The sequence below is a fragment of the Eubacterium sp. BIOML-A2 genome, from assembly GCF_009680135.1.
GTDB lineage: Bacteria > Bacillota > Clostridia > Lachnospirales > Lachnospiraceae > Faecalicatena > Faecalicatena contortus_B.
The window spans coordinates 1-14,745 of sequence record NZ_WKZK01000039.1; the positions used below are offsets into that span (position 1 = coordinate 1).

The 14,745-nt window shown below is 44.0% G+C and carries 7 protein-coding genes and 2 riboswitches; of the genes, 5 read left to right on the forward strand and 2 right to left on the reverse strand.

Annotated features, from left to right (window positions below; genetic code table 11):
* The first annotated feature begins 841 nt into the window (after positions 1-841).
* Together nifJ and GKG43_RS13925 are read left to right on the forward strand one after the other, a co-directional pair.
* The gene (gene nifJ / locus GKG43_RS13920; protein ID WP_025655100.1) at positions 842-4,384 is read left to right on the forward strand and encodes a pyruvate:ferredoxin (flavodoxin) oxidoreductase; all 3,543 of its coding nucleotides are present in this window, start codon (positions 842-844) and stop codon (positions 4,382-4,384) included.
* A gap of 141 nt (positions 4,385-4,525) precedes the next feature.
* Positions 4,526-6,199 carry a hypothetical protein gene (locus GKG43_RS13925; RefSeq protein ID WP_055154540.1) on the forward strand — a complete coding sequence of 558 codons (1,674 nt, stop codon included), beginning with the start codon at positions 4,526-4,528 and terminating at the stop codon, positions 6,197-6,199.
* On the opposite strand, the gene GKG43_RS13930 is transcribed toward GKG43_RS13925, so the two are convergent.
* Positions 6,196-7,119, reverse strand: a complete 924-nt coding sequence (locus GKG43_RS13930) for a CorA family divalent cation transporter (protein ID WP_055154541.1) — start codon at positions 7,117-7,119, stop codon at positions 6,196-6,198. The genes GKG43_RS13925 and GKG43_RS13930 overlap by 4 nt on opposite strands.
* Positions 7,120-7,311: 192 nt before the next feature.
* Positions 7,312-7,542 (reverse strand): helix-turn-helix transcriptional regulator, encoded by a 231-nt coding sequence (locus GKG43_RS13935; protein WP_154253336.1) that lies wholly within the window; start codon positions 7,540-7,542, stop codon positions 7,312-7,314.
* A 215-nt stretch (positions 7,543-7,757) separates the two neighbouring features.
* Positions 7,758-7,959, forward strand: a riboswitch (cobalamin riboswitch).
* A 222-nt stretch (positions 7,960-8,181) separates the two neighbouring features.
* Between GKG43_RS13935 and GKG43_RS13940 the strand changes: the two genes are divergently transcribed.
* The 3 genes from GKG43_RS13940 to GKG43_RS13950 all read left to right on the forward strand — a co-directional run bounded on the left by GKG43_RS13940 (position 8,182) and on the right by GKG43_RS13950 (position 14,743).
* Positions 8,182-9,018 carry a leucine-rich repeat domain-containing protein gene (locus GKG43_RS13940; protein WP_055154543.1) on the forward strand — a complete coding sequence of 279 codons (837 nt, stop codon included), beginning with the start codon at positions 8,182-8,184 and terminating at the stop codon, positions 9,016-9,018.
* 47 nt (positions 9,019-9,065) lie between these two features.
* On the forward strand, positions 9,066-9,845 hold the full coding sequence (locus GKG43_RS13945; protein WP_055154544.1) for a sugar phosphate isomerase/epimerase family protein: 780 nt from the start codon (positions 9,066-9,068) through the stop codon (positions 9,843-9,845).
* 223 nt (positions 9,846-10,068) lie between these two features.
* Positions 10,069-10,262, forward strand: a riboswitch (cobalamin riboswitch).
* A gap of 269 nt (positions 10,263-10,531) precedes the next feature.
* Positions 10,532-14,743: a cadherin-like beta sandwich domain-containing protein gene (locus GKG43_RS13950; protein ID WP_055154546.1), complete on the forward strand. Its 4,212-nt coding sequence runs from the start codon at positions 10,532-10,534 to the stop codon at positions 14,741-14,743.
* Positions 14,744-14,745 lie beyond the last annotated feature (2 nt).

The window sequence follows — 14,745 nt, forward strand, 5'->3', positions numbered from 1 at the left end:
TTATTTCTGTATAGTTTAACATTTGGACTTACCTATGTCCTGAAACTTTTTACTTACCTATGTCCTGAAACTGGACAAGACGGGGCACGGCACAGGAGACATATTCCTCCTGTGCCGTGCCCCGTCTCTTTCTTTCCCCAGGCTGGTTCTTCCAGACGGCAGGAAAGACCGGACCCCCTCGTGGGGGCTACAGAGTGTGGTGGCGTATGAATTCGCTTAAGGGAACGTATTATTAATGGGAGTGAAGGAGAGCTTTCTGAAACATAGACATTAGCGAAAGATAAGAAAAAACGTATCAATAGTTAATTCATAACGCAAAATGCCAGCACAAATCCGCAGCTCCCGTACAAGTCCCCTAGGATTTGCTCTTAACTGCCGATTGGATGCAACAGCGAATGACAAGGCGGGGACGGTGCGCGGCGGGGGGATGTCTGCTGGTGAAAAGTCCATAAAGCAAGCGTTAGAAGCTGTTGAAGAAAGCGGAAGTAAAATGGAGGGCAAAATTTGCCTCACCAGGCAAATTTTGATGCCGCCTGCGGCGCGAATGCATCGGCATTCGGGCCAAATGCGGCATGTACCTCCATTTTACTTCCGCTTTCTTCAACAGCTTCTTCGCGAAGTGTCAGGACATTTCACCAGCAGACATCCCCCCGCCGCGCACCGTCCCCGCCTTGTCATTCGCGTCCCCCATTCGAATTCAAGAAAAACTCCCACCCCGTTGTACGCAAAAATAAACAAAAAATGGGGTACCCTGACTAGACTTTTGCCGATTTAGGCGATATAATGGAAGCACATGTGAAAAAATAAACTTTTACAATGTAATTTTAAGGAGGAACAAGAAATGGCAAGAAAAATGAAGACCATGGATGGTAACCAGGCAGCAGCTCACGTGTCATATGCATATACGGAAGTTGCAGCAATATACCCAATCACACCATCATCTGTTATGCCAGAACATATCGATGAATGGGCTACCGAGGGCAGAGAGAACATTTTTGGACAAACTGTTCAGGTAACAGAGATGCAGTCTGAAGCGGGTGCGGCCGGAGCTGTACATGGATCATTAGCAGCGGGAGCTTTGACAACCACATTTACAGCATCTCAGGGATTGCTTTTGATGATCCCTAACTTATATAAAGTAGCCGGAGAACAATTACCAGGAGTATTCAACGTATCAGCACGTGCAATTGCAAGCCATGCACTGTCCATTTTCGGTGACCACTCTGACGTTTATGCCTGTCGCCAGACAGGAGCAGCTATGCTCTGTGAAGGCAGTGTACAGGAGGTAATGGACCTGACAGCAGTTGCACACTGTGCAGCACTTGAAGGAAAGATTCCATTTATCAATTTCTTTGACGGATTCAGAACATCCCACGAGATCCAGAAGATCGAAGCATGGGATTATGAAGACTTGAAAGATATGGTAAACATGGACGCCATCGACGCATTCCGTGCACACGCACTGAATCCGAACCACCCATGCCATAGAGGTTCCGCTCAGAATCCTGATATCTTCTTCCAGGCAAGAGAAGCATGCAATCCTTATTATGATGCTCTTCCGGGAATCGTTCAGAATTACATGGACAAGGTGAATGCCAAGATTGGTACAGATTATAAATTGTTTAACTACTATGGAGCAGAAGACGCAGAGCGCGTGATCGTAGCGATGGGTTCTGCATGTGACACAATCGAGGAGACGATTGATTACCTGCTTGCTGCAGGCGAGAAAGTCGGCGTTGTCAAAGTACGCCTTTACAGACCATTCTGCGCAGAGGCTCTGATCAATGCGATTCCTGAGACTGTTAAGACAATTTCTGTACTTGACAGAACAAAAGAGCCGGGAGCGCTTGGTGAGCCATTATACCTGGACGTTGTAGCTGCACTCAAAGGCTCCAAGTTTGATGCAGTTCCGGTATTCTCAGGACGTTACGGCTTAGGATCCAAAGACACAACACCAGCTCAGATCGTAGCTGTATTTAATAACACAGAGAAACAGAAATTCACAATCGGTATCGAAGATGATGTGACAAATCTGTCTCTGGATGCAGGCGCTCCGCTTGTAACGACTCCGGAAGGAACAATCAACTGTAAGTTCTGGGGACTTGGAGCAGACGGTACTGTCGGCGCTAACAAGAACTCCATCAAGATCATTGGTGACAACACAGACATGTACGCACAGGCTTACTTTGACTATGACTCTAAGAAGTCCGGCGGCGTTACGATGTCCCACTTACGTTTTGGTAAGAAACCGATCAAGTCAACATACCTGATCAGACAGGCTAACTTTGTAGCATGCCACAACCCATCTTATATTGACAAATATAACATGGTTCAGGAGCTGGTTGACGGAGGAACATTCCTTCTGAACTGCCCGTGGGATGCCGAAGGACTTGACAAACACTTACCGGGACAGGTAAAAGCGTTTATCGCAAACCACGGCATCAAGTTCTACACAATCGATGGTATCAAGATTGGTAAGGAGATCGGACTTGGCGGACGTATCAATACAGTTCTTCAGTCAGCATTCTTCAAACTCGCAGCGATCATTCCGGAAGAGGAAGCAATTGACCTGATGAAGAAAGCAGCTAAGGCTACTTACGGAAGAAAAGGTGACAAGATCGTACAGATGAACTACGATGCAATCGATGCAGGCGCTAAGCAGGTTGTAGAAGTTACAGTTCCGGAGAGCTGGAAAGATGCAGCTGACGAAGGCCTGACAACTCCGCATGTAAATGAAAAAGGCAAGAGAGAAATCGTTGATTTCGTTAAGAATATCCAGGCAAAAGTAAATGCACAGGAAGGAAATTCACTACCGGTATCCGCATTTAAGGATTATGTAGATGGTTCTACACCGTCAGGTACTTCCGCATACGAGAAACGCGGTATCGCAGTAGATATTCCGATGTGGAAACCAGAGAACTGTATCCAGTGTAACCGCTGTGCATATGTCTGCCCGCACGCAGTTATCCGTCCGGTTGCCCTGACAGAAGAAGAGGCAGCGAAAGTTCCGGAAGGATTCCAGACAATCGATATGGTTGGTATGCCAAACATGAAGTTTGCTATCACAGTATCTGCATATGACTGTACAGGATGTGGATCATGTGCGAATGTCTGCCCGGGCAAGAAGGGTGAAAAAGCTCTTGTTATGGAGAACATGGAAGCAAATGCAGGTGTACAGGAATACTTCGACTTTGGCAGAGAGATCCCCGTAAAACCGGAAGTTGTAACTAAGTTCAAAGAGACAACCGTTAAGGGAAGCCAGTTCAAACAGCCTCTGCTCGAATTCTCTGGAGCATGTGCAGGATGTGGTGAGACACCTTACGCGAAATTAATCACACAGTTATTCGGTGAGAGAATGTACATTGCAAATGCAACAGGATGTTCCTCTATCTGGGGCAACTCTTCACCGTCCACACCATACACAGTAACACCAGAGGGCAAAGGACCGGCATGGTGCAACTCTCTGTTCGAAGATAACGCAGAGTTTGGATATGGTATGCTGCTCGCTCAGAATACAATCAGAGAGAGAATGAAAGGCCACGTTGAGAAACTTGCTGAGAATGCAGGAAACGAAGACGTTAAGGCTGCAGCTCAGGATTACCTGGATACATTTGCAAGCGGCGCTACAAACGGAACAGCTACAGACAAGCTGGTTGCAGCTCTGGAAGCATGTGGCTGTGATTCCGAAGATAAGGCAGAACTGCTGAAGCACAAGGATTTCCTTGCTAAGAAATCCCAGTGGATCTTTGGTGGTGACGGATGGGCTTATGATATTGGATTCGGCGGCGTTGACCATGTACTGGCAAGTGGACAGGACATCAACATCATGGTATTTGATACAGAAGTTTACTCCAACACTGGCGGACAGTCATCCAAGGCTACCAAGACAGGTGCAACTGCACAGTTTGCAGCAGGCGGAAAAGAAACAAAGAAAAAAGACCTTGCCGGAATCGCTATGAGCTATGGTTATGTATATGTAGCGCAGATCGCTATGGGTGCAGATTACAACCAGACAGTAAAAGCAATTGCAGAGGCAGAGGCATATCCGGGACCATCACTCATCATCGCTTACGCTCCATGTATCAACCATGGTATTAAGAAAGGTATGAGCAAAGCTCAGACCGAGGAGCAACTGGCAGTAGAATGCGGTTACTGGAACAACTTCAGATTCAATCCGGCAGCTGAGGGTGCGAAGTTCACACTGGACAGCAAAGAGCCAAAACAGGATGAATACCAGGCATTCCTTGACGGAGAAGTTCGTTACAATGCCCTGAAGAGAGCAAATCCGGAAAAAGCTGAAAAACTCTTTGCAAAGAATGAGAAAGAAGCTATGGAAAGATATGCTTACCTGAAGAAACTGGTTACTCTTTACGGAGAGGAATAAAAAGGCCGGTCTTCCCGCGGGAAGCGGCAGGTAATAAAAGGGGCGGTACACTTATTACAGTGTACCGCCTTTTAGATATAGCCGGCTATATGCATGGCCGGATAATGTCCTACGAGACGAGCTTGATTGTGAGGAGTCTGTATGAACGAAAATATATTTGTGGCACTGCTGATCGTCGGTATTCTTGTTATATTCTTCCTGATCTCTTTCTTTGACCAGAAAAGAAGGCTGCGGAAAATGAAACGGAGAATGCTTTACTATTACGGACGAGACAGAGAAATTGAATATTCGGACGAAATTCTTTCTGTGATCGGAGCCTATACTGAGGCAAAAGATACCATGGTGGACGACATCACATGGAATGACCTGGATTTGGATTCCGTATTTTTGAAGATGAACCATACATGGTCTTTTGCAGGGGAGGACTACCTGTATTATCTGATGCATATCCCGGCTGAGGGGCCGGTAACCTGCGGGGAACAGGAGGAAATGATCAGTTACTATCAAACCCATGAAAAAGAGCGTCTGCAGATGCAGATGGAATTTGCAGCAATCGGTAAGAATCATTCGTCTTCCGCCTACCATTATATTATGAACAGCATCCATCTAAGTAAAAATGTTCCGATCCAGCACTATGGTGCGCTGCTGCTTCTGATCGTGTCAGTTATATGTGTAATCGCTGCCCCAGCTACGGGAATTGGACTTTTGATTCTCTGTATGGGCGTGAATATCGCGTTGTATATGTCTCAGAGGAGAAAACTGGAGGCATCCATACAGGCGCTTCACCTCTTTTTGAAGCTGGAGGGAAGTGCGGGGAGAATACTGAAAAGAAAGCTTGTCTGCAGTGAGGAATACCGGAAGCGGCTGGAACAGGATTATAAAAAGCTGAAAAAACAGATTGGCAATGTATCATTTATTAAATCGGGAAACGCAGACAGCCAGTCATTGACGGAAATCGTGTTGGATTATATCCGGATGATTTCCCATGTAGACTGTATTCAGTTCTACAAGTGTATGAAAAGGCTGGAAAAATCTATAGATGTGGTGGAAGATATCATCAGTACTATGGGCTTTCTGGAGAGTCTCATATCCATAGGTTCTCTGCGGGAGTCGCTGCCGTATTACTGTATTCCTGAATTTACGGAAGAACCTGTGCTTGAAATTGTGGATGCCTATCATCCGGAATTATCCGAACCGGTGTCGAACTCCGTGAAAGCAGAGCGCGGAATACTGATTACCGGATCCAATGCCTCGGGAAAGTCCACATTTCTGAAAACGATTGCCTTAAATGTTATACTAGCGCAGTCCATCCATACCTGTTCCGCCAGACAATATAAGGGTGCATGGTTCCGTGTATTTTCCTCCATGGCCCTGCGGGACAATCTGTATAATGGTGAGAGTTATTATATAGCAGAGATCCGTGCATTGAAAAGGATCTTTGACTGGGAGGGAAATGAGACAGTTCTCTGTTTTGTAGATGAAGTACTCAGGGGAACCAATACAGTGGAAAGAATTGCGGCTTCCACACAGGTACTGAAGAAGTTCAGCGAGCGGGGAATTCTCTGTTTTGCCGCAACTCATGACATTGAGCTGACTTACCTGCTGGAAGAACGGTACGGGAATTATCATTTCCAGGAACAGATTCTTGAGGAGGAGGTAGTCTTTGACTATCTGCTCTATGAAGGAAGGTCCAATTCCAGAAATGCAATCCGGCTGCTGGAAATTCTCGGATATGATCCGGACATCACAGCCGGTGCAGAAAAGATGGTGGAAGGATTCCTGGCGACAGGAAAATGGACGCCGGCAGCCGGTTAATCAAACCAGTTTTTGATCTTAAACAGCCAGATCTCGACTAGTACAATCAGAAGACTGATGACACAGACCAGAATATAGCCATAAGGAGAATCCAGCTCCGGCATATTGACAAAATTCATACCGTACCATCCCGCAATCAGAGTCAGCGGCATGAATATAGTTGTGACAATCGTGAGGAACTTCATAATCTGGTTCTGGTGCATATCCACCTGAGTCTGATGCATCTCCCTCAGCTGCATGGAATACTCCTTGAGCATCTGGACATTGGAATACAGCCGCCCTGCCCGGTCAGCAAAAAGACCGAACAGGAGGCTGTTTTTTTCGTCCTCGGCACAGAAACCATCCGATGCGAAAGCCTCTCCCATATCCTGGAGCTGTTCATAGTAACTCCCTAAGACTGCAAGTTTTCTGCGCATTTGAAAGATCTGACGGTTAAAAGAGGCATCATTTTTATCCAGTAGCTGTTCCTCAAGCGATGTCAGAATTTCCTCAAAATGCTGGAGGAAGAAGACATCGTCCTTAATCAGATATTCCAAAAAAGCTGCAAAAAAGCGAAGAACAGAGGTGGGATGAGATAAAGGGATTTCCTTCATCTGTTCCAAAACAGAGGTGGAGAATCCCTGGTCATCAATAAAGACCAACTCTGTTCTTTCTATAAAAAAGGCAAAAGCGGACCGTTCTCCTGTCAGGGCTTCTCTGGACGGACATGAAAAGGAGCCGGATATGAAATCCCCCATCATATCGGCCTTACAGTACTGGATATTGGCAATCCCCTGCTTCATCATTCTGTAATGACCAGTTTCATGAAAAAGTTCTTCATATTCACTTGAGGTAAGAACAGTAACCAAGCCGGCCCCTTCCGGCAGGGTATCTCCCTCCTGGACCGAAGTTAATTTGTTGTATAAAATATATCTTACCATAGCTGGAATCTTCCTTTCTATACAGAGTGCGGATTCTCTTGCATAAAAACAAAGACATCCGAGTGGGTGAACAGTTACTGCGGAATCTATTTGGGCGTATACAGCAACGTTGAATAACCCCATCGAAAAGTCTGTTTTGGCCTGCTCGACATGTTTATCTAATTCTGATAGAATGAAAAAGGTAAACAGTAATTAGTTTTCCTCTTCCCTATCTGTGAATTCAACAACGTCGCAGATATCACAATTCAATATTTTACAGATATCCTGCAGCGTGTTCAAAGTGATGCTCTTATTTTTTCTGAGGGAGTCCAGTGTCCCGTTTGAAAAATGATATTCATTAATTAGTTTATATTGTGTGAGTCCCTTCTTTTTCAAGGTATCCCACAATGGAGCGTAACTTATGATAATTCTCACTCCCTTCATTCCGTTAAACTAATTATAGGAAAGATCGTAAAATTTCACATTGCCGGTAATCCGGCTATACTAAACGGTTCAGAGGGTAAGTGTTTATTAAATTGGTGTTATATGGGCGAGCCTGTAACAAACTGCGGAATAATGTATTTCTAAAAAAAACACATAAAGACCTGAAAAAATTTCCAACCTTTTAATAGTATATATGATAAACTAATAAAAAATAAAAACAATTACCGGCTTTAAGTTCCTGGCGCTATGTACAAGAGGGTGCAGGTGTCAGGCCAAGAGGGAACAAGGTGAGAATCCTTGACAGTCGTGCTACTGTATGCGTGTAGGTTTTTCAGAACCATTGTACACTGGGTGTATGAGAAGGGAAAAGCCGCGATTGCGTAAGTCAGGATACCTGCTTAGAGCTGCTGCCAGTTATTACACGCAATGATAAATGGAGTGGGAAATTGTCTTAGTTATGGTACAGTTTTTGCTGTAAGGGCAATTTTCTATTTGCATGTAATCAAACTGCGGCGGTGTAGGTAATCTGTTAATAGCAATCCATTTCGTATTGGATAAAGACAGAGGACGCAGCAAAAAACTGCGTCCCTTTATATTCAAATGGTTCAGTTTTTAAGTTTAGGAAAAGGGGAGAAACGTATGGCAGGGGTGGTATCTCTCTGGAAAGCATATGAGAAAGATACTCTGGATAAGGTGCAGGGGAAAAACAATGGAAACATAAAAGAATTGGTGGCAGACAGCCACTATAGAAAGATCGGCGAAAGGGCATTTAAAAACAATACAAAGCTCCGCCGTGTTATTCTGCCTGAAAATGTTGTGGAAATAGGGGCACAGAGTTTTTACAATACGATGCTGCGGGAAGTTGAGCTGAAAGGTACAATCTTAATCCGTAAGGAAGCATTTTATAACTGTACAAAGCTGAAGCAGGTAAAGCTTCCTAAAACTACTAACTTTATTGGAAACAGAGCGTTTGCGCAGTGCAAAAGTCTGGAGAGGATGGAGATTGATGTAGGCAGCATATGCAGAGAAGTGAAGGCGGAGGCTTTTTCCGGGTGTGTTAATCTAAAACACATTGCCCTTCCGGCAACGCTCGAAAAGATAGAGCGGCGGGCATTTTATAAATGTACGGCCCTGGAGCAGATTGTTTTGCCGGATAGATTAAGGGAGATCGGCGCAGAGGCTTTTTATCAGAACGCATTGACATCCTTGGAACTGCCGGAGGGACTAATAAAAATTGGGGACAGTGCATTTTTAAAATGCAACAGCCTGCAATATACAAAGATTCCCTCAACTGTAAAAGTAATCGAAAAGTGGGCGTTTCATGGCTGCAACAGGCTGAAAGTGCTTGAGATTGGTCATGATCCCGAAGAGATCGGGCCATGGGTCATCAACCGCAGTGCAAAGATACGATGTAAAAAGGGCGGGGCAGTGGAAAAGTACTGCCGTGATTCAGGGTTTGAAACAGAATATATCTAGGTAAAAAAAGAATTCAGGGGAACAGTCTGAATCGGGAGTGGAATATTATGGTATATGCAAGTCATCTTCTTAAGGATGAAGAGATGAGACAGGTAGTAGAAGCGACTGATGTTGGGATCGAGAGTATTGAGTTCTCCATTTCTGAAAATCTGGACTGCCTGAATGAAAAGATCGTTGAATACATAGAACGGTTAGAATACATAGGTACCAGGAACCTGACACTGCATGGGCCATTTCTGGATTTGAATCCAATGGCATATGACTCCATGGTAAGGGCAGTGACAAAAGCCCGTTTTACGCAGACATATGAGGCTGCGAAGAGACTGGGGGCCAAAAAGATAATTTTCCATACGGGCTTTCTTCCCGGTGTGTATTATCTGACAGACTGGGCAAAACGAATGGCTGAGTTCTGGAATGAATTTATGAAAGGAAAAAGCGGTGTCCAGATTCTTATGGAGAATGTGTATGATAAGGAAATATCGCCGATGATTGAAGTGGAACAGAAGGTTGAATCCCCGGATTTTAAACTGTGCCTGGATATTGGCCATGCACATTGCTATTCGCCCAGATCTTTGAGTGACTGGATTCAGACGTTTGGAGAGCACGCGGGACATGTCCATATCCACGATAACTGTGGGGACAGGGATTCGCACCTGGGGCTGGGACGCGGGAATATACCGATAGACGAGACATTGGAAATGCTTATGGCGTACATGCCGGATGCAGACTATACGATTGAGTGCAGCATAATGGAAGATGTGCTGATGTCCGGCAGGGCAGTGAGCAGCTGCAGGGAGAAAATGCAGTCAGCAATGAAGACCGGGTGATAAATATCGAATATTTTTGCATATCTATCTAGAAAAATTACCAAAGTTATATCTGGAAAATGGTAGTCTGATACAGTCTGTTAATGCTCTGTGAAATTGTGAAAAGTTGCGGAATTTTTTGTGAAAAATGTGAGAAAACCGTGTGAAAAAACAGTGGACTTTTACTAGTTGATACTATATAATGAACTACATAGATTAAATAGATTATTGTTGTTAGTAAGTAATTAAATATATATATTGCGGTGCATTTCCCGGATAATCGGGAAATGATAATAGGGAAACCGGTGCAAAACCGGTACAGTCACCTCTACTGTAACGTGGACGAAGAAACGATATACCATTGGCATTTATATGCTGAGAAGGTGTTTCGGAGGATGAAGCGAAGTCAGAAAACCTGCCGTGATGATTGTTACGATGTATTTCTGGGATGAAGAAATAGTCCGTTTTGTATACTTAAAATATAATATTATAAAAAAGATGAGCTCTTCTATCGGAATGATGGAAGAGCTTTTATTTTTTAGTTATAGGGTATTGGTTTGAAATAAATAGTATAGATACGGAAAAGAACAGAAGAATGCATTACTAAAAGATAGCTAACAGTCAATGCATGAAACGGGATGCTGGCTGTTTCTATAGTACATTTCAAGCCTATGGCTAAAAAGGAGAAACAGGAGGGATTAAAAAGAATGAAACGAAAGAAAAGAACAAGAAGGGGGTTGTCCTGGCTATTGGCGGTGGCAGTGATGATGACCACTGTATTTGCTGGAGGAATGCCGGTTTTGGCAGAAGGAACTGCAGCGGATACGAATATGTTGTCTGAGATCAGCTTTTCTTCTGATCCAAATGAAGAGGGTGAACCTGTCAAACTAATATCAGAGGTTGACCCTGAAACAAAAGAATGCACAGTAGGTGTTGTTGAAGAGTCGGGGACATTGGGCATATGTGCAGTTTTGAAGGAAGAAGCTGCAGGAGCTACAATTGAGGCTAAGTACCAGAATATTTATAACGATAGCGTGACAACAGCAATGACCAGTGGTGAAGAACTGCTGTTAGACAACTTGGTCGAGTATGGCGGGATCAAAGGTGGAGAGGTTCATATCACTGTCACATTAGACGACAAGATAGAAGAATATACAGTACACGTGGTTCGATTAACGCCTCTTATGGAAATTTTGGTAAAAGATGGAGATAATTCATATTTGACCGGCTTTGATGGAAGCAAAACAGAGTACGAGATTACAGTTCCGGGTGGGACAGAATCAGTTGAAGTCAGCCTGGTGGCCATGGTGTGGGGAGATATTGATAATAATGTATACACTGTCAATGGTGAGCCTGCTGTATTAGAAGACGGTGCTTTCTACGCAACACGCCAGGTTCCATTAACGGAAGAAAAAACTACAATTGTCGCCAAAGCAGAAAAGGAAGGGACTGTCGGGAAAGAATATACTCTTAATATCATCAAAGATATTAAAAAAGTCGACCTGACCGTTACAACGAACCCCGCAGATGCCACTGTAACCATTACAGACGATGCCGGAGCGGCAGTCCAGGGAACAGATGGAGTTTACAGTCTGGAGGCCGGAAAAGATTACAACTATACGATCGAAAGAGAAGGATTTGTAACTCAGACAGGGACGGTTAATCTGACTGACTCAGAGACCAAAAACTTCACACTGGAGTCCGCGGAAGCACCGCTTCTCCTGAAAGGTATTGAAGGATATCAGGCTCAAAATGTTGTATTTGACGTACTTACAAAAGAGGCAACGCTGGTATGCGACACATCCACAAACGTTCAATTAAGAGTCAAGCTGCATCAAGGCACGACAGATAAAGACATGAAGGTCGTTTATACTTATACGGATAGCGCAGGCAAGGATGTAAATGTTGAATCTACGGCAAAGAATCAGTATGAGTCTATGGCAGGTGCTATAAAAGATGATGGCACTCCTAATGATATCACCATTACTGCTACAAAAGGCGGGGTAACAGAAGTTTATACCGTGCATATAAAACAGCTCACGATTCTGACAGGCCTGCAGTTGAATTATGAAAATGGAGATACACTGAAATTTGATCCTGCATTTAAAAAAACAACCACAGAGTATAGGGCGAAAGTTCTGAGTGATGTGAATGCGGTTAACATTACAGTTAAGAATCCGGCTGCTGGTAATTCAAAGGTAATGGTTAACGGAACAGAAGTGACCGGCTCAACCTATAAAATGGATTTGGTTAATGGTGAGAATAAGGCTGTTATTAAAGTGGAAAAAGGGGCAGCAGAGCAAACTTCCTATACCGTCATTATCGATAGAGTACAGAAAGTTGAATTATCCGTGCAGGTGAACCCCAAAGATGCATTGTTTACGATCTATGATGAGGAGAATGAGCGTATATGGCCGGAGAATGGCAAGTATAATCTTTTCCCAGGTGACGATTACAGCTATGCAGTAACAAAACTCGGATATGTAGGCCAGTCAGGTATTCTGAATATCAGCCAGTCCGAGACAAAAGAATTTGAACTGAAGAAGGCGGCAGAAATCACGCTTCCTGAACTTGATGCGGATTATCCGGGCTTCCGTTCCGGCCGCGACAATATGTCAGTTGTGGATGCAAAGACTCCCATTACTCCTGATTCCATTGAAGTAAAGTGGGAACGCCAGACGGGGGAATATGTTAAGCCGACTAGCGGAACAACACCGATCATCGTTGACAACAAAGTCTACACACTTTCAGGGAATAAACTTTATGTTCTGGATAAGGAAACAGGAGAGATCCTGAAGACAAGCGAGACAGTAACACCAACCACATTTGGTTTGATGCCTCCTACATACGCTGAGGGAATGCTCTTTGTACCGCTGGGGAATGGTACAATTCAGTGCTTTAATGCAGAAACACTGGAATCCCTTTGGGTTTATGAGGATCCGGCAGGCGGACGGAGCGAGAGTGCAATTCGTTATGATGATGGATATATCTATGTTGGATTCTTTACCACTAAAAAATCAGGTTTCGTTTGTATTTCCGTAACTGATGAAGATCCATCTCAGCAAACGGAAAGAAAGGCAGCAACCTGGAGAGATGACACTCTTGGCAGCTTTTATTGGGATGGCTGCTGGACCAATGAAAATTATGTAATCTTGTGTACCAATAATGGAGTATTAAACTGTATTGATAAGATGACCGGTGAGATTAAGCAGCAGGTAGATTTAGGAGAACAGGTTCGCTGCGATGTTTCCTATTATAATGGAAGAATTTATGTTGCCAGCCAAAAGGGCAAAGTCCATTCTTATAATTTGAAAGAGGACGGAACACTGGATACAGAGAATCTGATTAATCCGCTGCCTATAGGCGTGCAGAGTACGAGTACACCGGCCATATACAATAACCGACTTTATGTAGGTATTAACGGCGGTGAAATGTTCGGCGTAGAAGGCAATGCGATCCTGGTGGCAGATATCGATCCGAAGACAGGGGCAATGACACCGGCATATGCAGTACCGACAGATGGTTACTGCCAGACTTCCGGTTTGATTATTACCGGTTATGAAAAAGAAGACGGATATGTGTATGTATACTTCCTGGCTAATTCAGCACACGGACAGTTATACATGATTAAGGACAAAGCTGGCCTGAAAGAGGCTGATCCGGCATCCGGTTTATTCTATACACCGACTCATGAGCAGTATTGCATCGCAAGTGCGGTTGCAGACAGCGATGGCAATCTGTACTTAAAGAATGACTCCGCATGGCAGTTCGTATTAAAGCGTTCAGACGTATATCTGAAAGAGGTAAATATAGACGGCGGAAACGGAATTATAGACGGTGGAAAACCATTTGACGGAAGTATCAATTCCCACACGATTCAAGTGGATCCGGGAACAGAAAGCTTCAAGCTGGATCTGACTGCAAATGAAGGTACAGAGGTTATGATTAATGGAGTACCTGGTTCAATGCAGGATATCAAACTTGTTGACGGAAGAGCTGAGATTGAAGTACAGCTTAAGAAGGGCGGTACAGTCAGAACATTTACTTTCCATGTTGTAACAGGACCGGTAGTAAAAGAAATCAGGATTGATAATTCTCCGAATGAAGGAATGGCAAGTGCAGCGTATTCGTTAGATCCTGCATTTGATCCGATGACTACCGAATATACGGCAGGTGTTGACAAGGTTATGAGTGATGCGTATATCTGGCCGACGCTTATGAGTTCAAAAGATAAGATGACAATGACCGTTATCAGTGGAGTTTATAATAAGAACGAAGGCGATGAGATTAAGGGCAGCATGAATTACAAAGGTAACACATATTTTAATGTTTCCTTTGCTGACAGAGAAAATCCAACAATTGCAAAGGTGAAGCTGACTGTAGCTTCAGAGGATGGAACACAATCTAAAGATTATACATTTACCCTGTTTACGCAGAATGCGCTTCCGATTATTACAACTGATGATGGCGCTGTCTCAGAACGTACAGATAACAGTGCAAAGATTAATATGACATCGAATAAGGCGGCAGAGCTGTATTATCTGGTTCAGGCAGCGGATGCAGCAGCGCCGGACAGCGCTAAGATTATAGCAGAAGGAACAAAGGCAGATGTTGTGGAAGGCAAGAATACGATTGAAGTAACGGGCCTGCAAAGAAATGCACAGAAGCTCTATATGGTTCTGAAAGACGCATCAGGCGCCGAATCTGCAGTACGTATTCTGGATATCGCATCTGTGATTATATCCGGTGACATGAATGGCGATGGGAAATTAACCAACCTGGATGTATCCATGCTGTTGAACAAGGTAACAGCAAACGAAGATGTTGATCTGGAAACAGGAGACATCAATGGAGATGGAAAGATAAGCAATTTAGACGTATCTATGCTGTTGAATAAGGTAACAGCAGGCAATAATTAAAA